Raw genomic sequence first — 25,402 nt, forward strand, 5'->3', positions numbered from 1 at the left:
GTGCAGGGTGCGGTGGCTGCCCGCCGCGTACGCCCCGGCGACGCCCTCGGCACCGGCGCCGGTCTCGGCCTGCAGGATCCGGGCCACCTCGGCGGAGCGCGCGCTGCCCGACCCGCTACCGGGCGCGCCGGGTCAGAGCCGGAGCCACCGGGTGAGCGAGTCCCACCAGGACCGCCGTTGCCGGGGGACGGTGGCGGTGACGGCGGGTTCGGCAGGGACGGCGGGTTCGGCAGGTTCGGCGGGGCCGGCCTGCGGGGCGGCGGCCGGTGCTGCGGGCGGCGGAGTGGCCGGTACGGCGCCCGGTGTCGCGGGCGTGCTGACCACGGGGGCCGTGAGCTCCTCCTCGGGCGTCGTCCGCGGGGTGAACTGGACGGGGAGGGCGGACAGGTGGCGGGAGATCCAGGCGGACGTCCAGGTCAACTCCTCCTCCTCGACGGCGAGGTGGAGGTCCGGCAGACGGGTGAGCAGGATGTCGATGCCCGTCTCGGCGATGGCCCGGCCGATGTCCTGGCCGGGGCACTCGTGCGGGCCCGCGCCGAAGGCGAGGTGGGAGCGGTTGCCGTGGAGCGGCTCGGTCGGGTCGGGGCGGACGGCGGGATCGGCGTTGCCGGCCGCGAGGCCGAGCAGGAGCATGTCGCCGGCCTTGATCTGCTGGCCGCCGAGTTCGGTGTCGCCGGTGGCCCAGCGGCCCGCGACCAGTGACATCGGCGCGGAGTCCCAGAGGACCTGGTCCAGGGCGTCGGGCAGGGTCATGTGCCCGCCGGACAGGTGGGTGCGGAACCGGTGGTCGGTGAGGACCATCTTGAGGGTGTCCGCGATCAGGTTGACGGTCGTCTCGTTCGCGGCGAGCAGCACCACCCGCAGGTGTTCCAGCACTTCGTCGTCGGTGAGTCCGGCCTCGTGCTGCATCAGCCAGGACACCAGGTCGGCGCCGGGGGCGACCCGCTTGCGCTCCATCATCCGGCGCAGCGTGGCGACGACGTAGTCGTTGCTCGCGATGGCCGTCTCGGTGCCCTTCATCAGGTCGCGGGCGGCCTCGACCAGGTGGGGGCCGTACTCCTCGGGCATGCCGACCAGCTGGGTCATCACCAGCATCGGCAGGTGCTCGGCGAACTGGGTCACCAGCTCGGCCCGGCCGGTGGGGCCGAACTCCTGGACGAGCTGGTCGGTGAAGCGGGTGACGTGGCGTCGGATGCCGCGCCGGTCGAAGCTGTTCAGGCCGTCGGTGACCGCGCCGCGCAGCCGCTTGTGCTCCTCGCCGTCGGCGAACACGCAGAGCGGCTGCCAGGCGATCACCGGCATCAGCGGCGAGTCCGGGGCGACCAGCCCGTCCTGGAAGGCGGCCCAGCGGCGGGAGTCCCGGGAGAAGCGGGAGGGGGTGCGCATCGCGATGAGGTTCGCCGAGTGGCCGACGATGAGCCAGGCCGGGAGGTCGCCGTGCAGCAGGACGGGCGCCACCTCGCCGTGCTCGGCGCGCAGCTTCTCGTACAGGCCCGCCGGGTCGGCCTCGGCCTCGGGCCCGTAGAGCCGCCGGAGGCCGTCGGCGCCCAGGCCGCCGGTGCCGAGGCCGTGGGCGGGGCAGCCGGGCGGTGGGGTGGGGAGCGCGTCGTCAGGGAACGGGGTGGTCACGGTGTCTCCGGGGTCGGGGCGAGGAGGTCGCCGGCAGGCGGTCCTCGCGCGCGGTCGTCGTGAACGGTGGTGGTGGGCCCTCGTCGTGGACGGGCCGGGTGCGGGGCGGGGAACGGCGGGTGCGGGCGGTGGCCGGGCGGTCACCGCGCCGACGGCGCCGGGAGCTCGTACAGATAGCGCATCAGGGCGAGCAGGACGTCCCGGCTGGACTCGCGGGTGCGGGCGTCGCACGCGACGATCGGCACCTCGGGCGGCAGGTCGAGTGCGGCCCGCAGCTCCTCGATCGGGTAACTCGGCGACTCGGGGAAGGTGTTGGCGGCGACGACGAACGGCACGCCGCGGTCCTCCAGCCGCCCGATCACCTCGAAGCTGACTTCGAGCCGGCGGGTGTCGACGAGCACGACGGCGCCGAGGGCGCCCTCGAAGAGGCCGTTCCAGAGGAACCAGAACCGCTCCTGCCCGGGGGTGCCGAACACGTACAGCACCAGTTCCTCGTTGATGCTGATCCGGCCGAAGTCCATCGCGACCGTGGTCGAGGTCTTGCGCTCGATCCCGGCCGTGTCGTCGACGTCGGCTCCGGCCTGCGTCATCGTCTCCTCGGTGGTCAGCGGGCGGATCTCGCTCACGGAGCCGACCAGGGTCGTCTTGCCGACCCCGAAACCTCCCACGATCACCACCTTGACCGCCGTGGTGGCCGAGGCCGGCAGCAGGTCTGCGCTCTGCGGCCCCAAGGCCGTCTCAGAGTCTCTGAAGTCCATGTATCACCGCCTCCAGCAGGGCGCGCTCGGGAAGGATTGCCTGGGGGACACGCGTGCGGGCCTCGATCAGCTCCTCGCCGAGGAGGTCCGCCAGGAGCACGGTGACCGCGCTCATCGGCAGCCGCAGATAGGCGGAGATCTCGGCCACCGACAGCGGCGACTCGCAGATCCGCAGGATCGCCGCGTGCTCCGGCTGCATGGTGGGCGCCGGTTGCGCGCGGGAGACGATCAGGGTGACCAGGTCGAACGAGGTCTGCTCGGTCAGCCCGCTGCGACCGCGCGTGATCACGTAGAGGCGTTCGGGTTTTCCGTCGTCCCAGTCCTGGTCGGTCGCACTCACGCGACCTGCCCGCCGTTGCGCGCCGGTGTGCTGAGATGCTCGCCGATCCGGGCGACCAGGTCGCGCATCCGCTGGCCCATCAGCCCCGCGTCGACGCCCTCGTCGGCCAGCACGGCGAGGTACGCCCGGGCGCCGGCCGCCATCAGGTAGAAGAAGCCGCCGCCCATCTCGATCACGACCAGCCGCATCCGGCCGTCGCTGTGCGGGAACTCGTTCCCGACCGCGGCGGCGAGGCTCTGCAGGCCGGCGCAGGCGGCGGCGAGCCGGTCGGCGGTGTCGTTGTCGGTGCCGTGCTGGGCCATGCGCAGACCGTCGGCGGAGAGCACGACGACGTGCCGGGCGTGCGGGACGCTGTCCGCCAGATCCTTGAGCATCCAGTCCATGTTGCTCCGCTGCTGAATCACTGCTCGCTCTTCCCTGCCGACTCTTCGCTGGTGGGACCGGTCGCGCCGGCGGACGGCGCGTGGCCGTTCACCCCCTCGTTGAACGCGGCCAGCCACATGCCGGGCTGGACCGGCGCCTGGACCGGTGTCTGGACCGGCTCCGGGGCCCGGGGGGCCGCGGCGATCCTGGGGGGCTCGGCCGCGCCCCGCCGGGAGGGCGCGGCGTGGCGGCGGCGCTGAGGCAGACCGTTCGCGGTCCGCTCGGTCACCACCGGGATGTCGTCGTCGACCGGGAACGACCCCGAGGAGGAGGCGGCGACGGTCCGCGAACCCCAGGGCCGCGAGGCGGCGACCGGGCGCGGGCGCGGGCGCTCCGACGGGCGGGGCGCGGTGTCCGGCGCCGGCCGGGGGTTGGCGGCGGCACCGATGCCGTGGGCCCGGCCGGTGGCGGGAGCCGTGGTGATGAGCTCCTGCGGCACGATCAGCACCGCGCGCACCCCGCCGTAGGCGGAGGGCCGCAGCGAGACCTGGAAGCCGTAGGCCTGCGCGAGCCGGCCGACCACGGCCAGGCCGAGCCGGGGGGTCTCACCGAGGTCGTTGAGGTCGATGCCGGCCTGCGCCTCCAGGAGCATCCGCTCGGCGCGGGCCCGGCCCTCCTCGCTGAGGCTGAGGCCGCCGTCCTCGATCTCGATCGCTATGCCGGTCTGCACCTCGACGGCGGTCAGGTGCACGCTGGTCTGCGGCGGGGAGTAGCGGGTGGCGTTGTCCAGCAGTTCGGCGACCGCGTGGATGAGCGGCTCGACGGCCGGTCCGACCACGGCGACCTCGGAGACCGGGTGCAGTTCCACCCGCCGGTAGTCCAGGATGCGCGAGATGCCGCCGCGCAGCACGCTGTACAACGGGACCGCCTTGCTCCACTGGCGGCCGGGGCGGGCGCCGCCGAGGACGGCGATGCTGTCGGCGAGGCGGCCGATCAGGGCGTTGCCGTGGTCCAGCCGCAGCAGGTCGTCGAAGACCGCCGGGTCGTTGCCGTGCCGGTCCTCCATCTCGCGCAGGTCCTGGGCCTGGCGGTGGACGATCGCCTGGACGCGGCGGGCGATGTTGACGAAGGCCCGCTGGGCGTTCTCGCGCATGCCCTCCTCGTTGTCGACCGTCTCCAGGATGCTGCGCAGCACGGCCAGCAGGGCGGCCTGGAACTGCGGGCCGGTGCCGATGTCCTGGGACTCGTACGACCTCAGCACCTCGTCGGTCGAGGTGCCGCGCCGGAGCCGGGCGACCGCCTCGGGCAGGCCGGTCCGGGCGAGCCGGAGCGTCTCGGCCTCCTGCCGGGCCAGCCGGCGGCGCAGTTCGTTCTCCTGCAGGGCGAACCGCTCGCGCAGGGCTGCCAGTGCGCGGCCCCGGCGGGCGGCCTCGGCGGCCACCACCGCCACCGCCGCGGTGCCCACCGCTCCGCACCAGAGGACTTCCGCGCGGGCGCCGGTGGAGGTCACCAGCGCGGCGACGACAGCGGCGCCCGCCGTCACGACCGCGGGCACCAGCCACACGAGTACGGGAGCCGGGCGTCGGCCTCCGGGTGACGATCCAGCACGAAGCATCAGCATCCTCAAGCGGTCGAAGGAGTGGGGAGCGGCGGTCGGGGGTGGGCGCCGGTGGTGCCGGGGCCGTGGGTGCGGGCGTTCCGGAGCCGTACCGCCCCCGGCGCGGCCCCGGCGCGACGGATGCGCGGCGGGGCTGCCCCGGGGGCGGGACGACCGGAGTGTCCAGGACATTTCTGACGAAAGATCAGTAGCAGTGTTTTATAGCCGATTTGGGGTCGCCCTGTCGCATGTTCCACGGAACCCGGACGCCGGCCGGAAAGGGCCCGGCCGGGCGGGTACAGGCACCAGACTTGCCCTGCCCCGGCCCGGTCGTACCGTGGCCGGGGGCGGGTTCGCTCATGCGAGGGGTATCCCACCGAAATCTCCCCGCAGCACGGCGAGTTCGTGCTACGTGGGGGCCTGCGCCGGGTCGGGGCCGGGGCCGGGGGGCCGGCGCGTGGCCGTCGGAAAGCTCCCCCCCGGGCCGGTTTTCCCCGCACGGCCCGGTCGGACCGGCGTACGCTGCCGGGTGACCCGTAGCGGACGGAAGGACGCGTCGCGTGCTCGGCTGGTGGATCGGTATATCGACGCAGACCCCGGAGCAGCGGGACGGCGCCGGGGACGAGGCCCGCAAGGCGGCGCTGCTCGGCCACTGGGAGATCGGGCTGGGCGGCCTGGACTGGCTGACCGGCCTCGTCGCCGAGGGCAGGGCCGCCCAGCTGCTGCACCACGGCTATCCGAGTCGTTTCACCGCCCGCGCCGGTGACGTGCTGCCGCTGCTCGCCGCCGCCGGGGCGCCCGGCGCCGGGCCCACGGCGGGCGCGTTCCTCCTGGAGCTGCACCCCGACCGGATCGCCGCCTGCCCCGCCGACCGGGTGCTGACGATCGACGCCTGGGACCTGTCCTGAGCGCGGCCCGTTCCGCCCGGGGCAGGGGCGGTCGAAGGTCACCCGAGGCGCGCGGCCGCACCCGCACGCCCCCGACGGCGTGAACCGGTACCACCCGGGCCCGGTACCTCGGCCGGACCGGATCTCAGCGGGTCACGGCGCCGCGGACGCCGTGGATGCCCCCGCCGCCCCGGACGCCACGGGCGGTCGGCCGAAGGCGAGGGCGGCGACTGTCCGCCAGTCCATGGCGGGCGAGGCCACCGGAGCACCCGGGCGGTCGTGCGGCACCAGCACCCGCAGGGCACCGGGACGGACGGCGCAGGTGACGGGCGTCGGGAGCTGCAGCGCCTCCCCGTCCACGGCGACCGCGATCCGTTCCGCGTCGGCGTCGACCACCACGCGGGGAGCGGTCAGCACGCGCAGGCCCGCCGCCCGGCTGCCCCGGAGCGCGACGGCGGCCGCCTGGGACGCACTGCCCACCCGGATCCCCACGACCCCCAGCGTCGCGCGGTCCAGCCGCGGCCGCCGGTTGCCCGCGGCCGTCGGTTCGGGCGCCGCGTAGGGGTTGTTGCTGATCAGCAGCGCCTGCTGCGCCGTCAGCCGGGTGCCGTCGGCGAGCACCGCCTCCAGGGCGTGGCCGGAATTCCCGAGGAGGAGGTCGGGGAGGGCGTCCAGGGCCGAGCCGGCCTTGGCGTCGCGGTACTGCGGGCTCTGCACGATCTCGGCGTAGGCTCCGAACGAGGCCGTGTTGACGAAGGGCCGGCCGCCCACGGTGCCGAGGTCGACCCGGAGCTCCTCCCCGTCGGTGAGCGCGTCCAGGCAGTTGGCCGGGTTCTCGCGGTCCAGGCCGAGGTCCATGGCGAAGTGGTTGCGGGTCCCCGCCGAGATCACCAGGAACGGCAGGTCGTGCTCGGCGGCGATCTCGGCCACCGTGGCCTGGGTGCCGTCGCCGCCGGCCACACCGAGCAGGTCCGCGCCCTCCGCGACCGCCCGGCGGGCGAGGTCGGCGATGTCCACGTGGGTGGAGGTGTCCAGCAGGACGACCCGGGCGCCCAGGGCCTCGGCCCGTTCGACCAGTCCGAACCGGACGACCTTGCCGCCGCCGGACTTCGGGTTCATGATCAGCACGGGGTGCCGGGGGAGTGCGCGGGCGACGGCGCGCATGCCCTCGGAGGGCCGGGCCCGGCGCAGGGCCGAGCGGGCGAGCACCGCGGCGGCGGCCCAGAGCGCGAGCGCGCCCAGCGCCGCCGGCCACAGGTCGGCCATGGCGTAGCTCACCACGACGGCCGCGGGCGCCGCGATCACCAGCAGTGCGCCGGCCAGCCGCACGGCCCCGTGGTGGGACACCACCCACCACGTCCCGGCGGCGGTGAGGGCCAGGCCGACCAGCCCGATGGCGACCACCAGGAAGCCGCCGGGTCCGACCACGGCCACCAGCACCGCGACGGAGCCCAGGGCACAGGCCAGCGCCGCCCGGGCGGCCCACCGGGCACTCGCGAGGGAACGGGACGCCATCCTCCGCGCCTCCTCAGCCTTCGCCCGGCGCCGGTGGTCCAGCGCTCACCGAGCGCTCGGGCCGGGCGGCCGAGCGCTCGCCGCGGCGGAGGTTCAGGCGCCTGCCGCCATGTCGGACTCGGCCACGGCGATGGCCAGGCCGAGGGCCTCCGCGATGTGGGCGGCCGCCGACATCACGCGGGCGGTGCCCACGATCGGCGCGATGGCCACCAGCACGTCCTGGAGCTGTTCGGCCGTCACCTCGGAGCGGTCGGCGACGCCGATGTGGGCCAGGTAGGACATCGGCGGCGCGTCCATCGCGACGAGTGCCGCGATGCGGGTGAGGAGGAAGGTGTCCATCGGCAGGCCGCACCGCTCGACCGAGTCGAGGGTCATGGCGGCCAGGGTGTCGAGCACGGGGGTTTCTGACGAGCTGGTCATAGCCGGGCATCTCCTTCGGCGGACGGGAGCCGGCACGCCGCCGCCGGGCAGCAGCGGACCGCTCGTACGCCGTGCTCCCGCATACCGACCATAGGCCGGATGGGTGGCGGCCGCACGCCGCTGCGGTCGCCGGCCGGAGCGGCCGCCCGCGCGACCGCCTCGGTCCGCGGGGGGATCGGGGCACCGGTGCGCGAGCACCGTCGGCCGGCCTCCCGGAGCCGGACCCCGACGGTCATGCCCGTGCCCCGGGGAAGGTCTACGCTGAAACGGTGCCCGCAGTGTCGTCGGGTTCCTGACGGAGGCGTGCCGATCGGCCACCGAATCGGCACGCCCGGCCGACGACCGGGGCCGATCTCGCCGCCCCCGACGGGTGGTTGGGCCGGTGGGCCGGGGCGCTGCCGCCTCCGCCGACCGGGCCGGACCGTCACCGGGTACCCCTGCCCGGTGGTGGGTGCGACGCGGCGGGACAGCCACGGTGGTGCCACCCCCACGCGATCCGAGACCGGCCGTGGGAGGAGTCGGACAGGAGACCGGCGATGGACGTTGCAGTGCAAAACCTGGCCGCGGACTACCCCCTGCTCAACGTGTTCTGGACGATGTGCTGGTTCTTCCTGTGGGTCCTCTGGTTCATGCTGCTCTTCAGGATCATCGGTGACATCTTCCGTGACGACGGGCTCGGAGGGTGGGGGAAGGCCGGCTGGCTGGTCTTCGTCATCTTCCTGCCGTTCCTCGGTGTCTTCGTGTACCTGATCGCCCGGGGCTCGGGCATGGGGGAGCGCGAGGTCGCCCGAGCGCGTAAGCACGAGGAGGAGTTCCGCTCCTACATCCGGCAGAGCGCCGCCCCGGGCGCCGACCGGCCGAGCGCGGCCGCGGAGCTGGCCCGGCTCGCCGATCTGAAGACGCAGGGCCACCTCAGCGAGGAGGAGTACGAGAAGGCGAAGGCCAAGGTCCTGGCCTGAGGAACCCCACGGCGCGGGCGGCCGGACCCGCCCGTCCGTCCGCACCGGACGGACGGGCGGGTCCGGCGGTCCTCAGCCGACCTGGACCGTCACGGTCCGGCCCGCGGCGACGGTCGGGGTGGCGTAGGTGTACGTGACGCCGTCCACCACCTTCGTCCGCGCCTTGCACGGCACGCCGTTGACCGTGATCGTGGCGTGGGCGCCGGGGAAGCGGGCCTCCCAGGTGTAGGCACCGCTGTCCGACGTGTTGGTCAGGGTCGACTTCGTGGCCCCGTCGTGCCGCAGCGAGAAGGTGCCGGCGCCGATCCGCAGGTCGTCGATCTTCAGCCAGTCCATGCCGGCGGGCAGCCGGGACCGGGTGGTGAGGGTGCGCGCGGGCGCGTCGGGCTCGACGCCCAGCAGGCCCTCGACGGTCTGGCCGAGCAGGGTGAAGGAGACCTCCGGGTAGTCGCCGTTGGTGCCCTGCTCGGCGTTGACGTGCTGGACGTCCTTCCGGTCGTAGACGTGGTTCATCCACTTCCAGGCGGTGTCGCCGCGGTTGTTGGTGAAGAAGGTGTCCGGCAGGTAGGTGAGCGCCTCGATGTTGGAGGGGGCGTCCTCGCCCGAGGCCTGCTGGTCGATGTAGTCGAGGTAGGCGTCCAGGCGGGCCCCGGGGGCGAGGATCTGCTTCATCGGCATGAACCAGCTGTTCTCCTTGCCCCAACCGGTCAGCGCCCGCCCGTCGGTGGTGTAACCCCGCACCATGTCCGCGCCCGACCCGGTGCCGCTCCAGGTGGAGTTGAAGTACGCCTTGAGCTCCCGGGCCTTCCGGTCGTACGTCGCGGCGAGGGTGCGGTCGCCCTTGCCGCGGGCGAGTTCGGCCATCGCGAGGTACGCCTGGTACTGGGAGCCGATCGCGTCGCCGGCTTCGGCGAGCGGTTCGCCGCTCTGCTCGTTGTAACTGGCGGTGCCCTGGAAGATGCCCTTGCCGGTGCCCTCGGCGACCTTCACGGCGCCGTTGTCCCGGCCGCCGTTGTGCAGGTCGACGAACTCGCCGGTGGCGTGGCGGTAGAAGTCCCAGAGCGCCGGGTCGTCGACGTACGCGCGGTCGCCGCTCCACCGGTACGCCTCGGCGGCCTTCTGCACCAGTTCGAAGGTGGCGGGGACTTCGCGGACGAAGCTGGTGGGGCTGCGGTAGTCGATCGACAGGTAGCTGGTGGTGTCGAAGTTCAGCGCCCACACCGGGTAGTAGGCGTGCTCCGCGGTGGCGGAGGCGGCGAACGAGCGGAGCATGGCCTTGTTGGCGCCGCTCAGGCCGAGCACGCCCGCGCCGGCCAGCTGGTGGGCGAAGTCGCGCGAGTAGTAGCCGCTGCGGTTGGCGTAGCCGGCCCAGTAGGAGGCCCCGTAGGTGCCGGTGCCGGTGCCGGCCGTGTTCCACTCGTCGACGTTCAGCGGCCCCTGGGTGCCCGGGAGTTGGACCCAGCTGTTGGCCTTGCGCTTGGCCCAGTCGAACATCTCGACGATCTTCGGGTCCGAGGAGCTGATCCGGGGGTCCGCGGGGGAGGAGGGGGAGACCATCAGGTCGTCGGCGTTGACCCAGCCGTCCCCCGAGCCGAAGCCGATCTCCAGCCGGTCGCCCCGGGCGAGGGTGATCCTGCTGAGCGTGTAGCGGCGGTAGCCGGAGGCGCTGGGCAGGGTCACCGAGGCGACGACGGCGCCGTTCACGCGGGCGACGTACGTGCCGTTCGCGCCGCCGGTCGCGATCCAGGCCGAGATGTCGTAGCTGCCCCGGCCGGTGGCCGTGACGGTCTGGGTGATGCTCTTCCCGGGGCCGTCGTCCAGGTAGACGAGCCCCTTGCCGCCGTGCGGGTAGTTCGTCGCGACGCCCGTTCCGGAGCTGAACACCCAGCCCTCGCCGCCCTGTTCGAAGCCGGGGTTGACGAGGGCGAGCGGCGCCGGGCCGGCGGTGCCCGGACCGGGTCGTCCGGTGCCCGCTTGGGCGGCCGCCGCGGCCGGAGCGCCGAGGGCGAGCGGTGCGAGTAACGCGCACGCGGTCAGCAGGGACAGGCGGGAACGCTTCATCGGGGTCTCCCGGGCAGGGGGTGGGGTCGGCCGTCGTCGGCCGGGCGCGAGGCACGCTAACAAGTGCGGGTGAAGGCTTGCAATGGACAGAGCAGGATCAGTTGCCGCATGCGACTGAAGGTTTTCATCGATTTCGTGCAAGTCGGACGGAGCGAGGTCGGCGTTCCACGCGTCGAGGGAGCCGGCGGAGCCCCCGCGGCCCGCCGGTGCCGGCCGCGCACGGCCGGCACCGGGGCGTGATCCACGGACCCGCCGGGCCGTATCATGGGCCGCTCGCCGGAGCCCCCGCCGGACGGACCCCGATCGGCGGCCGACCCCGCGGTGGCCCGGAAGCACGCACACGGAAGGACCGAGATGAAGGTCGGGATCACCGACGTGGCAGCCCGGGCGGGCGTCAGCGAGGCCACGGTCAGCCGGGTGATCAACCGGCGCCAGGGTGTGGCGAAGAAGACCAGGGACGCGGTCGAGCAGGCGATGGCCGAACTCGGCTACGAGCGTCAGACCCAGGGTCAACTGGTAGCGGTGATAACCGAGTTCGTCTCGAACCCGTTCTTCGCCGATGTCGCGGAGCGGATCGAGTCGGCCCTCGCGCCGCACGGGCTGAAGACGGTGCTGTGCCCCGCCTTCCCCGGCGGCGTGCAGGAACGCGACTTCATCGCCACGCTGGTGGAGAAGGGCATCGCGGCCGTCGTCTTCCTGTCCGCCTCCAACACGGTCGACGGCGCGGACACCGAGACGTACGAACTGCTGCGCCAGCGCCGCGTCCCGTTCGTCGGGATCAACGGCGAATTCGCCGACGGGGTACCCACCCCGGTCTTCTCGACCGACGACGCGCTCGCCGCCGAACAGGCCGTCGACCACCTCTACCGGCTCGGGCACCGGCGGATCGGGATGGCGTCCGGGCCGGCCGGCAACCACCCCGCCGACCGGCGCGTCCAGGGCTTCCTCGACGCCATGGCCAGGCGCGGCATCGAGGGCGCCGACGGCTGGGTGATCCGCCAGTCCTACACGGTCGAGGGCGGCCAGGCCGCCGTGGCGCCGCTGCTCGCCCGCGGCGCCACCGCCATCGTCGCGGCCAGCGACTACATGGCGCTGGGCGCGATCCGCGGCATCCGCCGCCAGGGGCGCTCCGTCCCCGGCGACGTGTCGGTGGTCGGCTACGACGGCTCGGCCATCACCGAGTTCGTCGACCCTCCGCTGACCACGGTCCGTCAGCCGGCCGACCGGCTCGCGCTGGAGGTGGGCCGCAGCATCCTGGCCCTCGTCGGCAACCGGGAGGTGCCGACCGGCGAGCTGCTGTTCGACCCCGAGCTGGTCATCCGTTCCTCGACCGGCCCGGCCCCCGCGCCGGCCCCGGGGGCGGAGTCGCCCGCCCCCTGAGGGCCGCCGCGCCGAGGTGTCCGGTCCGGCTCGACCGGGCCGGATCCGGCCACCGGCGGAGCGGCGCAGGCGGGGTACGGCCGGGGCGGCGGGCGAGCCGTGGGGCGCCGGGGCACCGGTGGGTGCCGGCGACGGCCGAGGAGTGGGGGCGCAGCGCCCGGGGGAGGCCGCCGGGGCCGGTGGGGCGGGTCGGCGAACGGCCGGCAACGGCCCTCGCGAACATGCCAGAGGCCTGGGCCTGCGAGGGGTGCGCTCCTACGATGTGAGGCGCCGTCGGCCTGACCCCGACAGCGTCGGCCGACGCCGGACACCACCGGGCTCCAAGGGCACCGGTGCGTCCTGTCGGCCACGGCCCGCCCCGGGCACCGGGAGCGGGCTCGTAGCGCAGGCTGCACCACGCAGGCCGCACACCCCTCCTCACCACCCAGGGAGTACGCCCATGCACGCCCGCACTGTCGCACCGTCGTTCAGACCCGTCCGCGCCGTCCTGCTCGTACTGACCATGCTGGCCGCCGTGGTGGCCGTCACCCTGCCGGCGGCCGGGCCCGCCCGGGCCGCCGTGCCCGACCGCTGGGGCTTCGCCTTCCTCGACAACCCGACGCCGCCGTCCGGGTACGTCCCCGACCCGACCCGGCAGTGGGGCAGTTGGCCCGCGCCGGGCAGCAACCCGGTCAAGGTCGACCAGCTCGCGGTCGGCTCGTACCTCGTGCACTTCCCGTTCCTCGCCGGCCCGGGTGGCATCGCCCACGCCACCGCCGTCGGCCGCACCGGCAACTGGTGCCAGATCAAGGGCTGGTCCACGGCGGGCACCGGGCAGGATGTCGCGGTGAACTGCTACCGGCCCGGCGGCGCCCCCGACAACACCCTGTTCACCGTGCTCTACACCACCAGCAGCGGAACGCCCTCGCCGGCCGGTGGCAGCTACGGCTACACCTACTCGGACGTCTCCGGCGCGGTACTCGCCCAGTACAACTCCGCCGGCGCGGTCAACACGGTGAGCCACGGCTCGACCGGGATCTGGAAGGCCTGGCTGCCCGGCCTGGGGCTGTCCACCGCGGCCGGGAACATCGAGGTCACAGCGGTCGACGCCGTCCAGGGCGCGCGCTGCAAGGTGGCCGACTGGGCGCCCGCCGCGTCCGGCCAGACCGTCGTGGTCAGCTGCTTCGACGCGGCCAACGCCCCGTACGACACCAGGTGGACGCTGAGCTACTCCCTCAAGCGCGCCCTGCACGGGCCGGCGTTCCCGCCGAAGTCGTTCGGCTACCTCTGGTTCAACGGCGGGGTGCCCGCGGCGACCAACTTCAACTCCAGCGGCGCGACCAACACGCTCGCCGGGTCGGTCCCGTTCACCATCACCCTGCCCGGCGTGGCCGTCCCCTCGGACACCGCGCACGCCACGGCGTACGGCCCCGGGCCGGGCTGGTGCGGGCTCGCTTTGCCGTGGGCCCGTAGCGCCGGGACGGTGAAGCTCTACACGATCTGCTTCAACGCCGCCGGCTCGCCGGTCTCGGCCCCCTTCCTGACCGCCTACACCTCGGCGTTCTGACCCGCCGGGCGGGAACTCCTCGCGGGGCGCTCCGCTCGTCCGCGCGCCCGGGAGAACCTGCGCGTGCCCGGGAGAACCTGCGCGCGCTCGGGAGAACCTCCGCGCGCCCGGGAGAACCCGCGAAGGATCAGTCCTGCGATTCCATGGCAGCGCGCTGGACGGCGCCTCCGAATGGTTCCTGGGGGTCGCTCTCCTGCCCCGAGTGCAACGGCGGTGGGCCGATACGGGCAGAAGCCCACTGCCCGTTCGGCCCGTCGCCGCGACCGGACCGCCCGCATCGGGCGGACGCCCGTACGGACCGGACGCACCGACGGGACGCCGGTGGGTGGCCCAGTCGTGCGGGTCTGTCGGGTCGGCCTGTCGTACGGCACTTCGGTGCGACACGGTGGTGCGTCGACGGGGTGGTTCGAGTGGGTCCGGTGGCGCACGGCCGGCTTCTGCGGCAGCCGACAGGCGACGGCCCGCAGGCCGCGCGGCCTGCCGAGGGCGTGCAGGGAGCCGGTCGTACGGCCTTTGCGATCGAGATGACGGATCGTCACATCCCGCCGATGGGCGCCGATCCGTTGCGCACCGGTCTGCCGACGCGCTCGGGCGCACGCTGGCCGCCGGTGTGGCGGGTGCGGTGTGGCGTACGGCCGGCCTCGGCGGCGGGGGCGGCGGTGTTCACGCTCCTGCCGGCGGTGCTGCTCGCCGTGTTCGGCCGGTGGACCGGTGGACCGGTGGGCCGGTCGCGGGATCGACGGTTCGCTGTCGTCCGCCCCGCTCGTGTCCCGCAGACGGCCTGCCGGCGGTCCGGCGGTCGAGCGCCGTTCGGGTGCTTGGTCGGGTCGTCGGCCCCTCGCAGTCATGTCCGGAACATGACAGCTCCGGCCGCCGGAGGATCCGACGGCCGGAGCGACAACGGGCGCGGTCGGCGCCCTCGGGGTGTGACCCCTTACGGCGCGGTGACCTCGCGCGTCAGCTTCGACTGCCACGGGCACCAGGTCGAGCCCGGCAGGAGCGCGCCGCCCACCTCGGGCAGGTGGTCGTTGACGTAGGCGATGCTCGCGTCGCACGCCTCCACGGCCATGCCGAAGAACGACACGGTGTTCGGGGCGAGCTGGTACTTCCACGGCTTGTTGTAGGAGGCGGGGGCCTTCACGACCTTGCCCATGACGCTGATGTTCTCCGTCTCCACCCCGCTCAGGATGTTCCGGGCCTGCTGGATCCGGGTGGCGTCGGTGAGCTGGAACACGAAGGTGTTCGTGCCGTCGGTGAACTCGAAGTAGGTCGGCGCCACCGCGGCCGCGGGGCGCACGTCGGTCTGGGCCGCCTGCGCGGGCTGGGCCAGCGCCACGGCGAACATGGCGACCGCGCCGAGGCTGGCGACCTTGGTGATGGTACGTCGCATGACTGATACCTCCATGGGTGGATAGCGGGCCGCGTCCACGACCCGTCTGTCAACGAACCTAATCGGGGAGGCGGCGTCATGGTCCGCCTGCCTACAGAAGTGCCTCAAAGGGCTCCGGCGTCCCCTCGGGGCTTGCCCCATGGGGACGTTGTCCGGCCGGGGAGCCCGATTGACGGTCCGTCGGACCTGATGGGCAGTCAAAAGAGGTTTGAGAAGCGCAGGTACGACTCCGGTTGTCGGCTGCCCTTTGGGGCGACCGGCTGCCGGCCCGGGTCGGGAGCCGACCGGTGGGGCCCCGGCGCGGACCGGTCGTGCCGCTCCGCCGCCGCACCGGCCCGGCACGTGGGGTGCGACGGCGGCCGCCGGGCTCTCCGCGGCCGGGAGTCCCCGCGCGGGCGCTCCGGAGGCCTGCCGGGGCACGATGTGCCACCGTGGAATCCGGGGGCAGCGCATCCTGTCGGGAGAGGAGTGGCCATGTCGTCGAAGCGACGCCGCAAGAAGAAGGCACGGGCGAAGCACAGGGCCAATCACGGCCGCCGACCCCAGTGCTGAACACTTCCTGAGCGGTCACCGGCGGCCCGGCGAGGGGTCGCCGGTGACCTCGGACCGTCACACTGTGACGTCCGCCGTCCGGCTCGGACGCCAGGCGCACCGGTGCGTCCGGGCCGACCTCTGTCGCGGGGCGCGGCCCGCCCGGGCCGCGCCCCGCGGCGTACGCTCCGGCCCGCCCGGATCGTGCGCCGCACCCATCGGGAGCCGACGGCGCGGTACCCCGTTCGGAGCTGTCGCAGGGGTGTCGGCGTCCGTCCGCCCGTGGGACCCGCGCGGGCGAGGCCCTGCGCACCGAGCGGCCCGCGCACTGCACAAGCGGCCCGCGCAGCGAGCGGCCCGCGCAGCGAGCGGCCCGCGCAGCGAGCGGCCCGCGCACCGAGCGGCCTGGATGAACGGAAGGACGGAACGGATGGGTAGTCGGCCCGACCGCACCCCGAAGGCGACCGCGCCCGTCGCGACGAGCCAGTCCCTGACGCTTGCGGCCATGCTCTTCGCCGTCTCGATGACCTTCATCGACCAGACGATCGTCTCCATCGCCGCGCCCGACATCATCCGCGAGCTGGGCCTGTCGGCCGTCGGCATGCAGTGGGTGGTCAACGCCTACCTGCTGTCACTCGCCGCGTTCTTCGCCCTCGGCGGCCGGCTGGCCGACGTCCTCGGCCACAAGCGGATGATGCTGATCGGGACGCTCACCTTCGTGATCGCCTCCGCGCTGTGCGGCGCGGTGCCGTCCGGCGGCGCCGCCGAGGCCTGGCTGATCTGCTTCCGGGCGGTGCAGGGCCTCGGCGCGGCGCTGATGTTCCCGGCGGCGCTCGCGGTGGTGGTGGAGGTGTTCCCGGTCGAGCGGCGCGGCCGGGCGCTGGCACTGTTCTTCGGGGTGGCCGGCGGTCTGACGGCGATCGGCCCGATCCTCGGCGGCTGGCTGACCAGCTGGACCTGGCGGGCGATCTTCTGGGTCAACGTGCCGGTGGCGGTCGTCGCGGTCGTGCTGACCGTGCTGGCCGGGATCCGCAACACTCCCCGCCGCGAGCCGGTCGACTGGGCGGGCGCCGCCCTGGTGGCCGTCGGCATGGGGCTGAGCGTGCTCGGCCTTCAGCAGGCGGCGGCCTGGGGCTGGGGCAGCTGGGCGACCTGGCTGTGCATCGTCGGCGGGCTGGTCCTCCTGGTGGTCTTCGTCGCGGTGGAGCTGCGCACCGTGCACCCGCTGATCAAGATGCGGGTCTTCGCCGACCGTGCCTTCGCGGCGGACAACGCCGTGCTGTTCTTCGCCATGATCGCCTTCGTCCCGGTGTTCTTCTTCGCCTCCGTCTACGCCCAGGTGGCGCTGGACCAGTCACCCAATGAGGCGGGCCTCTACCTGCTGGTCTTCTTCGCCGGCTTCGCCCCCGGCTCGCAGATCGGCGGGCGGATGCTGGACCGGCGCGGCGCCCGTCCGCCGATGCTGCTGGGCACGGCCGTGTCCGCGGTCGGCTTCGCGCTCTGGGCGTCGAAGATCACGGACCTGTCGCTCGGCGCGCAGTGGCCGTACATCGTGCTGGCGGGCGCGGGCATCGGGCTGCTGCTGACCCCCGCCTCGACGGACGCCGTCAACCGCTCGATCGACGCCTCCTACGGCGAGGTCACCGGGATCACCCAGACCGTGCGCAACTACTCCGCGAGCCTGGGCCTCGCGGTGCTGGGCACCGTCCTGCTGCACAGCACCACCAGGAACGTGCAGACCACCCTGATCGCCAACGGCGTCCCGGTGGACGCCGCGCCCGGTGTCGCCGACACCGTCACCCGGGGCATCACGGGCCACGGCGCGGGCGGGCAGGCCCCGGCCGGCATCGGGTCCGCGCTGCTGGACGCGATCCGGGAGGACTTCGCGGAGGCGAACGGGCCCGTGCTGTACGGCATGGCCGCCGCCCTCGCGGTCGCGTTCGGGTGCGCGCTGCTGCACCCCGGCACCCGGGTCACCGCGGAGGCCGCCCCGGCCGCGGAGGCCGCCGTCACCCACGAGGGCGGCGGCCCGGCCTGAGGCAGGCCGGGCCGCCGTGAGCGGCCACACGTCGAGCGGCCCGGCCCCGACGGCTTGCGCCGCGACCGGCTACGCGTTGAGCGGCGACCAGAGCCAGGCGCCGTTCACCCGGACGTACAGCCGCTTGGACGCGGTGTCCACGGCGAGCGTCCCGTCGGCCGGCGGCCGGGTGAAGGACGCGTCGCCGACCGGGCCCGCGACCAGGCGCAGCGGTGCGTTGGGCGCGTGCCTGGTCGGCAGGGTGCCACCGGACTGGCTGACGGTGGCGCCGGCCTGGGTGGTGTTCCCGTAGGTGTTCTCGACCCGGAAGTCGCCCGAGCTGGAGCTCTCGTAGTACACGTGGTGGCCGGTCGGCCTGGTCCCGTAGAGCCCGACCACGTCGCGCAGGACGGCGACCGTGCCGGGGCCGGAGTAGAGGTCGACGCCGGAATTGACGGTGGCGACCGGGCCGTTGGCGATCAGCACGTTCTCCAGGGCGCTGGCGATGCCGGCCCAGGCGATGATGTTCTGCGGGGTGGAGTAGCCGGGCGCGAAGTTGCCGGCGTAGGCGTAGATGTCACGGGCGTAGACGTGCTTGCAGGACGCGTCGATCTTCAGGTGCGGTCCGCCCTGCATCTGGGAGGTCTCGAACTTGCAGTCCGTCAGGTAGATCCCGTTCGGGTTGTTGTACGCGTACGGGCCCTGGGTGATCCACAGACCGCCGGTGCCGAACGCCTCGAACCGGCAGCCGGTGAAGTGGATCTGGTTGACGTTGTCCTCGCTGAAGCCCCAGCCCTGGACGGCGGAGCTGTTGCGCAGCCAGACGTTGGGCTGGGTGGTGCTGCCCGCCGGGCCGGTGCTCGACTCGACCACGAGGTTGTGGAACCGGGAGTCCCAGCACTCCACGGCGTCGATGCAGAGGTCGTTGTTGGTGGTGATGCAGACGTCGCGGACGTAGGTGTTGTCGTTGTAGTACAGCTCCAGGACCAGGCCGGTCCGGTGGTTGCCGTTGAACCCCAGGTCCTCGATCGCGCAGTACCGCCGGTGGGTGGCCCCGGTCCCGTCGGCGCCGCTGCCGGAGACCCGCAGCAGGATGCCGTCGGCGCCCTTGACCAGCATGGACGCCTTGCTGCCGGCGCCGACCAGGCGGATCCCGTTGCCGCCGACGGTCAGTGCCGGCGCCCCCGCCGCCGGGACGACCCGGTACTTCCCGACCGGGAAGTAGACCGTCCCGCCGCCGGCCGCGGCCGCCGCGTTGATCGCGGCCTGCACGGCGGCGGTGTCGTCGGTCGTGCCGTCGCCGACGGCGCCGTAGCCGTGCACGTCGAACCAGTCCGGCGTGCTGTTCCCCGCGGTCGCCGCGCCGGCCGGTGCGGCACCCGCCACCGCCGCCACGCCCGTCAGCCCCGCGACGGCGCCGGCGAGCAGCGCCCGCCGCCGAGTCGCCGTCTCCGGTGCGGCTCCCGTGGCCCCCGTCGTGTTCACGCTGTTTCCCCCTGGCGCTTCGGTCGGTGGTGGCCCCCGGGCCACGCGGTCGTCCGCCAAGATCGCAGCGCCGGTGACCACCGGTCAAGTCCCTTCCACGCGGGGCCGCAACCACCGCGGTCGGCCCCGCGGGCGTTCTCAGGGGCGGGCGGCGGAGAGGACGGCCTCGGCGACGGAGGTGCGGGCGTAGAGCACCGATCGGCCCGCTCTGTGGGCGCTGACCAGGCCCGCGTCGCGCAGCGCGGTGAGGTACTGCGACACCCCGGCGGTGGAGAGCCCGGTACGGCGGGCGAGTTCGGTGGTGGAGGCCGGCGAGTCCAGTTCGGTCAGCAGCCTCGTCCGGGACCGGCCGAGGACGGCGGCGAGGGCGTCCGTCCTCGGGGCGGGCCGGGACTCCCAGAGCGCGCCGATGCCGCGTGCCGGGTAGGCGAGTTGCGGCGGTTCCGGGGGCGTCAGGCGGGTGAGCAGGTGCGGTCCGGTGAACGCCGAGGGGATCAGCAGCAGTCCTTCGCCGGCGCGCTGCCGGGACAGCGCCGCCCGCCGGCGGGCGATCCGCAGTGCGTTGTCGTCCCAACGCGCCGAGGGGTGCAGCTCGTTGAGGAGGTGGCCGGTCCCGTGTTCGGCGACCTGCCGGGCCCGGTGGAAGACGTCGGCGTCGAGGACCGCCCGGATCCGCGCCCAGTAGGGGGCGATCGCGAGCTCCCAGTACGCCTCGATCTCTTCGGCGACCCGGGCCAACCCGTTCTGCGGGGAGGCGCGCAGGGCCTGCGAGCGGGAGCCGGGCGGGCCCTGTTCGTCCGCGAGCCGGTCGAGGTCCTCGCGCACCCGGGCGGCGGGCGCGGCGCGGATCCCGGCCAGCTCCTGCGCCAGGGTGGGCGCCGGCCCGGTGGGCGCCGGGTTGAGGAAGTCGGCGACGTAGCCCGAGCGCGGGACGAGTTCGGCGAGCCACCCCCGGTCGAGACCGGCGGCGGCCACCCGCGGCCGGACCTGCTGGATCCACGGCTGGTGCACGGGGTGCGCGGCGCCGGAGGCGAGCAGCCGGTAGCTGGTGCCCACCTCCCACATCGGCGAGACGGCGAACCGCACCAGGGCCAGGTCGGTCGCCGAGAACGCCAGCTCTGCCGGCACGGGGCCTCCCCAGGATTCGGACATTCCCTAATCGTTGGCGGCCAGCTTACGTCCCGGAGATCATCCGGACATGACATCGGACACGACCGCACCGGCCACGGCGGGCAGTTGGAAGACCGGCGACCTGGAGCTGACCCGGATCGGCTACGGCGCCATGCAGTTGGCGGGCCCGAAGGTGTGGGGGCCGCCCCGCGACCGGGACGCCGCCCTCGCCGTCCTGCGCGCCGCCGTCGCGGCGGGCATCACGCACCTCGACACCAGCGACTACTACGGCCCGCACGTGGTCAACGACCTCATCCGCGAGGCCCTGCACCCGTACCCCGGCCACCTGTGCATCGCCACCAAGGTCGGTGCCCGCCGCACCCCCGACCGCGCCTGGCCCGCCGCCCTGTCGCGCGACGAGCTGGTCCGCGCCGTCCACGACAACCTCCGGCGGCTGGACGTGCCGGTGCTCGACCTGGTCAACCTGCGGATGACCGACACCCGGGCGGCCGCCGACCTCACCGAGCCGTTCACCGTGCTCGCCGACCTGCGCGAGCAGGGCCTGATCCGGCACCTCGGCGTCAGCAACGTCAGTGCCGAGCAGGTGCGGGCCGCCCAGGACATCGCCCCGGTGGTCTGCGTGCAGAACTACTACAACGTCGCCCTCCGCGAGGACGACGACCTCGTCGACCGGTGTGCCGATCAGGGCATCGCCTACGTGCCGTACTACCCGCTGGGCGGCTTCCGCCCGCTGCAGCTCGACGCCCTGGACGACGTCGCCCGCGACCTGGGCGTCACCGCCCGGCAGGTCGCGCTCGCCTGGCTGCTGCAGCGCTCCCCGAACATCCTGCTCATCCCCGGGACGTCCTCGGTCGCGCACCTGCGCGAGAACATCGCCGCGGCCGCCGTCGAGCTGCCCGACCGGGCGCTGCGCACCCTCGACGCGGTCGCCACCCGCTGAGCCTCGGGCCTTCGGTGGGCCGGCCGCCGCCGGCCGGTCACCTCCGCCGTAGCCGTGCCCGGCCCCCGGCGTGCTGCCGGGCCGGCCGGTCGGCCCCCGGTCGTCGGCGGGTGGTCCTCGGCGGGTGGTCGTCGGCGGGTGGTCGTCACCGGGCGGGGGCGATGTCCGCCAGGGCGGCGAGCAGGCGGGCGTGGACGGCGGCGGCGACCTCCCGGGCGACCGGGTCCGGGTCGTCCAGCCGCTCGGCGATCAGCTCGGCGGCGGCCGCGACGACCGGCACCGGCAGCGTGGCCTCGCGCAGGTGCAGGAGCTGGGCGGCGGCCCGTTCGCTGGCGGTGGTGGCCCGGGACTGCGGGATCAGGGCGGTGAGGCCGCGGGGTTGCGGGTGTGCGCTGCTCATCCCGTCATTGTCCGGGTTCCGGCGCCGTCCCGACGCCACCCCGGCCCCCGCCGGTGTGCGCCGGCGGGGCCGTGGCCGCGGCCGGTTCCACCATCTGGCCCTGCGCACCCCGTACCGATGCCCGTTTTCGCGGTCCGGGAGCCAGGATGGATGGATGGAGTGCCGGACGACCTAGGAGACGGTATGAACGACCGACCCGATTCGATCCAGTGGCCCGGCGGGGTCACGCCGGACGCACTGCTGCACACCGGCTCCGGCGGTGAGGTCACCGCCGAGGACCTCGTGCTGGCCTCCGGGCGCGACATCACCCCGGAGACCCTCGCGTGGGCGGAGCGCAAGCTGGCGGCGGAGGGCCCGGCCGCCCTCGAGAAGCTGCTTCCCTGAGCGTCCCGCACCCGCGGACCGCTTCCGGGGCCGTTCGGGTCGACGCCACCGCGGCGCCGACCCGGACGGCCCTTTCCGCGCGCCGGGGGCCGCCCGGCGTGTGCACCGGGCGCCCGGTCAGGGTGCCAGGGCCGCCCCGAGCAGGGTCGTGCTCGGGGCGTCGGCGGGGTGCTGGGTGAGCAGCAGCACCCCGGCCTCGGCCGCCGGCCTCAGCAGCGAGAACGTCAGCCGCAGCACACGTCCCCCGTCCCGGGCGTCCACCACCTCGACCGTCGTCGGCCGGAAGTCCGCGACCGCGCGGCACTGCCACCAGTGCGCCGCGTCCGGTCGCAGGGCGTGCAGCCGGCGCACGATCTCCGCGGATCGGGCGTCGTCGGGGACGTGGGCGGTGGCGGCGCGGAACTGCTCGTAGAGGCCGCGCAGCAGGGCCTGCCCGCCGGGGCCGCTCCCGTCGGCGGGGCCGGCGCTGATCCGGTGGCGTCCGGAGGGCCCGGCGGCGAGGTGCAGCAGCAGGTTGCGCTCCTCGACCGGGGTGTCGTCCGGGGAGCCCCACAGGCGCCGGTGGGCCGCGTTGGCGGCGAGGACGTCGAAGCGCTCGTCCAGCACCAGGGCCGGCGTGCCGTGCCAGCTGTCGACGAGCGCCAGCGTGCCCGGGCCGGGTACGGCCGGCGCCCACTGCCCGGCGAGCGGGGGCGGAGGCAGGAACCCGGCCAGTGCCAGGGCGTGCCGGTGCGCGACCGGATCCATCCGCAGCACCCGGCAGACGGCGTCGATGACCTGCCGCGAGGTGCTCACCCGGCCCTGCTCCAGCCAGGTGTACCAGGCGACGCTGACACCGGCCAGCGTGGCGACCTCCTCGCGGCGCAGCCCGGGGGAGCGGCGCCGGCCGCCGGCGCCGAGGCCGACGTCCTGCGGGGCGATCAGCGCCCGCGCGGCGCGCAGATGGGCACCGAGCTCTCGGCGCAGCGACTCGTCCATGCGCTGATCCTATGAGTGCGACTCACCCCTAGGGACAGTGGCCTGCCATCGCCCGCCGGGGCGGGGGAGGCTGACGGCATGACAGCAGAGCAGCAGGCGCCCCGGGTGTGGCGCCGGACCAACGACTCCTCCCACCTCGCCGAGCCCCGCGTCCTGATCCGGGTCTTCCTCGAACCGGACGGCCTGGACGCCGCCGTCGCCTTCTACGAGCGGCTGCAGTCGGTGACGGCCGACGCCAGGTTCACCTTCGGCTCCCTGGGGCTGGCGACCGTCGGCGCGTTCCTGCTCATCGCGGGTGACGAGGAGGAGTTGGCGCCGTTCCGGTCCACCACCGGCACGCTGCTGGTGGACGACGTCCGCCCCTACTACGAGCGACTGCTCGCCGAGGGCGCGGAGATCGTCTTCCCGCTCCAGGAAGTCCCCACCGGCGCCGGTTTCAACGTCCGCCACCCCGACGGCACGGTGGTCGAGTACGTCCACCACCGGCCCACCGCCACCGGCGACTGACCGGCCCCCGGCCCGGCCCGGCCCGCCGTGTGCCGCGTGCGGCCGCGCGGCCCGGGCCGGCCGCACGATCCCGCCGGGCGACCGCCCCGAACGGGAGTTGCTATGCTCGGAAATGCCCTGTTAACGGCGCTTTGTTCTGTCCCGCCACCACCACGGGAGCAGGAATGACCGGGAGCCCCGAGCCCACCAGCCCCGAGCCCATCAGCCCCGAGGCCCGCCAGGCCCTCGAAGCGGAGCTCGCCCAGTTGCGCATCGAACGCGACGCGGTCGCGGCGACCTTGAAGGGCACCGGCTCCGATACCGCCGGTGACCTGGCCGACCAGGCCGACGAGCTGCAACGCGTCACCGAGGCCGCCCGCCTGGACGCCCGGATCGCCGCGGTCACCTCGCGGCTGAGCGAGGCGGCCACGGCCACCGCCGCCCCGCCCGACGTGATCGGGGTGGGCACCAGCGTGACCCTGCGGTTCGCCGACGGCACCGAGGAGACGGTCCAGATCGGCGAACTCGCCAACGAGTTGGAGCAGACCCTGGCGACCTACGACAGCCCGCTCGGCCATGCCCTGCTCGGTCGTCGCAGCGGTGACTCGGTCACCTACGACACCCCCGCCGGGCCGACCACCGCGGTGGTCCTGGCCGTCGGCGCACCACCCGGCAGGGCCTGAGCGCCGGGCCGTGCCCCCGTTCGCGGTCCGGCCGGGCGGTGCGGCCACCGGTCGTGGGAGCACGGACCGCTGACGGAGGGCCAGCACGATCGCGCTAGTGTGCGTGCGTGAGCCTTCATGTCGTTATGGGATTCGGGCCCGCCGGGGCGGCCACGGCCAGGCTGCTGGCCGGGCAGGGGCATTCGGTACGGGTCGTCACCAGGTCGGGCCGGAGTCCGGAGCCGGGCATCGAGCACGTCGCGGCGGACAGCGCGCGCCTGACCGAGCTGTCCCGGGGCGCCGTCGCGATCCACAGCTGCGCCGCGCCGCCCCTGCACCGCTGGGTGAGCGACTGGCCGCCGCTGGCCTCCTCGGCCTGCGCGGCGGCCGAGGCGAGCGGAGCCGTCCTGGTCATGCTCGGCAACCTGTACGGCTACGGCCCGGTGGAGGGCCCGATCACCGAGAAGCTGCCGCTCGCGGCCACCGGCCCCAAGGGCCGGGTGCGTGCCGCCCTGTGGGAGCAGGCGCGCCGGCTGCACGAGCAGGGCCGCATCAGGGCGGTCGAGGTGCGCGCCTCGGACTTCTTCGGCCCCGGGGTGACCGTCGGCGGGCACCTGGCCGGGCGGGTCGTGCCGCGGGTGCTGCGGGGCAAGCCGGTCTCCACGCTGGGGGATCCGGACGCCCCGCACAGCTGGAGCTACCTCCCCGACGTGGCCCGCGCGCTGGTCGAGGTCGCGGGCGAGGAACGGGCCTGGGGGCGGCCCTGGCACGTGCCGACGGCGCCCGCGCTGTCCGGCCGGGAGATGGTCGACCGCCTCGCCGCCCGGGCGGGGACGGGGCCGGTCGCGGTGCGCAGGCTCTCGCCGGTCGTGCTGGGGGCCGCGTCGCTGTTCTCCCCGCTGCTCCGCGAGCTGAAGGAGACCCGCTACCAGTTCGACCGGCCGTTCGTGATCGATTCGAGTGCCTACGAGGCCGGGTTCGCGGTCCGGGCCACCCCCGTCGACGAGCAGGTCGGGGCGACGGTGGAGTGGTGGCGCGAGCGGGCCGGCGCCAAGGGCTGACTCCCGCCGAGCCGCGTCGCACACGCACGGGCCGTCCGGAGGACGGGTGAACGCGCTGTGACGAGGTGGCGCGCTCGGCAGGCGGCGGTGGGCGGGGCGACGTAGGTTTCGGGCATGACCAGTGACGAGACGACGATCCCGGCCGTGGGGGTGCGGGGGCTGGACGAGGTGTTCGAGGCGATCGAGGAGGCCAACCGGTCGCCGCAACCGTGGACCGGTTTCGAGCACGGCGTGCTCGGTGCCTACCGGTGGGCCGCCGGTGCCCAGCCCGGTGCCCCGGTGACGGCTGCCGCTCCGCTCGGGGCCTCCGGCGGCCCCTGCCGCGCACAGCTCCTCGCCGAATGCCAGGCGGCGGCCGTCCGGGTGAGCGCGGCGCCCGGGGACGGGGCCGACGCCGCCTACGCCCTCGGTGCCTACCAGGCGCTCGCCTGGCTCTGCGGCCACGACGAGCACCGCCCCGGCCACCGGCCGGAGTAGTCGCC

At 74.4% G+C, this 25,402-nt stretch carries 24 protein-coding genes; 11 read left to right on the forward strand and 13 right to left on the reverse strand.

The genetic code is table 11. The annotated features are described in order from the left end of the window. Positions 1 to 132: 132 nt before the first annotated feature. The 5 genes from ACWDRR_RS30740 to ACWDRR_RS30760 form a co-directional block, all read right to left on the reverse strand. Entirely contained in the window at positions 133 to 1,629 is a 1,497-nt protein-coding gene (locus ACWDRR_RS30740) for a cytochrome P450 (RefSeq protein WP_449775518.1), read from the reverse strand. Between the two features lie 140 nt (positions 1,630 to 1,769). Next, entirely contained in the window at positions 1,770 to 2,387 is a 618-nt protein-coding gene (locus tag ACWDRR_RS30745) for a GTP-binding protein (RefSeq protein ID WP_449775519.1), read from the reverse strand. Continuing rightward, positions 2,368 to 2,727, reverse strand: a complete 360-nt coding sequence (locus ACWDRR_RS30750) for a DUF742 domain-containing protein (protein ID WP_449775520.1) — start codon at positions 2,725 to 2,727, stop codon at positions 2,368 to 2,370. Before ACWDRR_RS30750 ends, ACWDRR_RS30745 begins: the two co-directional genes overlap by 20 nt. Then, positions 2,724 to 3,131, reverse strand: coding sequence for a roadblock/LC7 domain-containing protein (locus ACWDRR_RS30755; protein WP_449775521.1), 408 nt, complete (start codon positions 3,129 to 3,131; stop codon positions 2,724 to 2,726). Before ACWDRR_RS30755 ends, ACWDRR_RS30750 begins: the two co-directional genes overlap by 4 nt. Continuing rightward, on the reverse strand, positions 3,128 to 4,705 hold the full coding sequence (locus ACWDRR_RS30760; protein ID WP_449775522.1) for an ATP-binding protein: 1,578 nt from the start codon (positions 4,703 to 4,705) through the stop codon (positions 3,128 to 3,130). Before ACWDRR_RS30760 ends, ACWDRR_RS30755 begins: the two co-directional genes overlap by 4 nt. Positions 4,706 to 5,247: 542 nt before the next feature. On the opposite strand from ACWDRR_RS30760, the gene ACWDRR_RS30765 reads away from it, so the two are divergent. Further along, entirely contained in the window at positions 5,248 to 5,595 is a 348-nt protein-coding gene (locus tag ACWDRR_RS30765; RefSeq protein WP_449775523.1) for a hypothetical protein, read from the forward strand. A 132-nt stretch (positions 5,596 to 5,727) separates the two neighbouring features. Here the strand turns inward: ACWDRR_RS30765 and ACWDRR_RS30770 are convergent, their stop codons facing one another. After that, positions 5,728 to 7,089, reverse strand: a complete 1,362-nt coding sequence (locus tag ACWDRR_RS30770; RefSeq protein ID WP_449775524.1) for a diacylglycerol/lipid kinase family protein — start codon at positions 7,087 to 7,089, stop codon at positions 5,728 to 5,730. A 93-nt stretch (positions 7,090 to 7,182) separates the two neighbouring features. Then, a complete protein-coding gene (locus ACWDRR_RS30775; protein WP_449775525.1) occupies positions 7,183 to 7,509 on the reverse strand; it encodes a carboxymuconolactone decarboxylase family protein in 327 nt (108 codons plus the stop codon). Positions 7,510 to 8,045: 536 nt separating this feature from the next. Here ACWDRR_RS30775 and ACWDRR_RS30780 point away from each other — a divergent pair. Continuing rightward, a complete protein-coding gene (locus ACWDRR_RS30780) occupies positions 8,046 to 8,468 on the forward strand; it encodes a PLDc N-terminal domain-containing protein (RefSeq protein ID WP_449775526.1) in 423 nt (140 codons plus the stop codon). 72 nt (positions 8,469 to 8,540) lie between these two features. Here ACWDRR_RS30780 and ACWDRR_RS30785 read toward each other — a convergent pair whose 3' ends face one another. Further along, the gene (locus ACWDRR_RS30785) at positions 8,541 to 10,529 is read right to left on the reverse strand and encodes a hypothetical protein (protein ID WP_449775527.1); all 1,989 of its coding nucleotides are present in this window, start codon (positions 10,527 to 10,529) and stop codon (positions 8,541 to 8,543) included. 354 nt (positions 10,530 to 10,883) lie between these two features. On the opposite strand from ACWDRR_RS30785, the gene ACWDRR_RS30790 reads away from it, so the two are divergent. Both ACWDRR_RS30790 and ACWDRR_RS30795 read left to right on the forward strand, forming a co-directional pair. Then, complete coding sequence (locus ACWDRR_RS30790; RefSeq protein WP_449775528.1) at positions 10,884 to 11,909, forward strand: LacI family DNA-binding transcriptional regulator; 1,026 nt, start codon at positions 10,884 to 10,886, stop codon at positions 11,907 to 11,909. 439 nt (positions 11,910 to 12,348) lie between these two features. Further along, complete coding sequence (locus ACWDRR_RS30795; RefSeq protein ID WP_449775529.1) at positions 12,349 to 13,455, forward strand: hypothetical protein; 1,107 nt, start codon at positions 12,349 to 12,351, stop codon at positions 13,453 to 13,455. 934 nt (positions 13,456 to 14,389) lie between these two features. On the opposite strand, the gene ACWDRR_RS30800 is transcribed toward ACWDRR_RS30795, so the two are convergent. Further along, complete coding sequence (locus ACWDRR_RS30800; protein ID WP_449775530.1) at positions 14,390 to 14,845, reverse strand: BP74-related protein; 456 nt, start codon at positions 14,843 to 14,845, stop codon at positions 14,390 to 14,392. A 961-nt stretch (positions 14,846 to 15,806) separates the two neighbouring features. Between ACWDRR_RS30800 and ACWDRR_RS30805 the strand changes: the two genes are divergently transcribed. After that, positions 15,807 to 17,414 (forward strand): MFS transporter, encoded by a 1,608-nt coding sequence (locus tag ACWDRR_RS30805; RefSeq protein WP_449775531.1) that lies wholly within the window; start codon positions 15,807 to 15,809, stop codon positions 17,412 to 17,414. Positions 17,415 to 17,483: 69 nt separating this feature from the next. Here the strand turns inward: ACWDRR_RS30805 and ACWDRR_RS30810 are convergent, their stop codons facing one another. Both ACWDRR_RS30810 and ACWDRR_RS30815 read right to left on the reverse strand, forming a co-directional pair. After that, positions 17,484 to 18,878, reverse strand: a complete 1,395-nt coding sequence (locus tag ACWDRR_RS30810) for a glycosyl hydrolase family 28-related protein (protein ID WP_449775532.1) — start codon at positions 18,876 to 18,878, stop codon at positions 17,484 to 17,486. A gap of 138 nt (positions 18,879 to 19,016) precedes the next feature. Next, positions 19,017 to 20,006 carry a DUF5937 family protein gene (locus ACWDRR_RS30815; protein WP_449775533.1) on the reverse strand — a complete coding sequence of 330 codons (990 nt, stop codon included), beginning with the start codon at positions 20,004 to 20,006 and terminating at the stop codon, positions 19,017 to 19,019. A gap of 70 nt (positions 20,007 to 20,076) precedes the next feature. On the opposite strand from ACWDRR_RS30815, the gene ACWDRR_RS30820 reads away from it, so the two are divergent. Continuing rightward, complete coding sequence (locus ACWDRR_RS30820; RefSeq protein WP_449775534.1) at positions 20,077 to 20,949, forward strand: oxidoreductase; 873 nt, start codon at positions 20,077 to 20,079, stop codon at positions 20,947 to 20,949. A gap of 145 nt (positions 20,950 to 21,094) precedes the next feature. Here ACWDRR_RS30820 and ACWDRR_RS30825 read toward each other — a convergent pair whose 3' ends face one another. Then, a complete protein-coding gene (locus tag ACWDRR_RS30825) occupies positions 21,095 to 21,349 on the reverse strand; it encodes a hypothetical protein (protein ID WP_449775535.1) in 255 nt (84 codons plus the stop codon). A 183-nt stretch (positions 21,350 to 21,532) separates the two neighbouring features. Here ACWDRR_RS30825 and ACWDRR_RS30830 point away from each other — a divergent pair, with 183 nt between their 5' ends. Further along, complete coding sequence (locus ACWDRR_RS30830) at positions 21,533 to 21,733, forward strand: hypothetical protein (protein ID WP_360629181.1); 201 nt, start codon at positions 21,533 to 21,535, stop codon at positions 21,731 to 21,733. A gap of 117 nt (positions 21,734 to 21,850) precedes the next feature. On the opposite strand, the gene ACWDRR_RS30835 is transcribed toward ACWDRR_RS30830, so the two are convergent. Further along, positions 21,851 to 22,711 carry a helix-turn-helix domain-containing protein gene (locus tag ACWDRR_RS30835; RefSeq protein ID WP_449775536.1) on the reverse strand — a complete coding sequence of 287 codons (861 nt, stop codon included), beginning with the start codon at positions 22,709 to 22,711 and terminating at the stop codon, positions 21,851 to 21,853. 78 nt (positions 22,712 to 22,789) lie between these two features. On the opposite strand from ACWDRR_RS30835, the gene ACWDRR_RS30840 reads away from it, so the two are divergent. From ACWDRR_RS30840 to ACWDRR_RS30855, 4 genes are all read left to right on the forward strand, one after another. Beyond that, a complete protein-coding gene (locus ACWDRR_RS30840) occupies positions 22,790 to 23,218 on the forward strand; it encodes a VOC family protein (RefSeq protein WP_449775537.1) in 429 nt (142 codons plus the stop codon). A gap of 164 nt (positions 23,219 to 23,382) precedes the next feature. After that, positions 23,383 to 23,880: a GreA/GreB family elongation factor gene (locus ACWDRR_RS30845; RefSeq protein WP_449775538.1), complete on the forward strand. Its 498-nt coding sequence runs from the start codon at positions 23,383 to 23,385 to the stop codon at positions 23,878 to 23,880. 107 nt (positions 23,881 to 23,987) lie between these two features. Continuing rightward, entirely contained in the window at positions 23,988 to 24,920 is a 933-nt protein-coding gene (locus tag ACWDRR_RS30850; protein ID WP_449775539.1) for an NAD-dependent epimerase/dehydratase family protein, read from the forward strand. Between the two features lie 114 nt (positions 24,921 to 25,034). Continuing rightward, complete coding sequence (locus tag ACWDRR_RS30855) at positions 25,035 to 25,397, forward strand: hypothetical protein (RefSeq protein ID WP_449775540.1); 363 nt, start codon at positions 25,035 to 25,037, stop codon at positions 25,395 to 25,397. The last annotated feature ends 5 nt before the right edge of the window (positions 25,398 to 25,402 follow it).

It is taken from the genome of Kitasatospora sp. NPDC003701, from assembly GCF_053587085.1.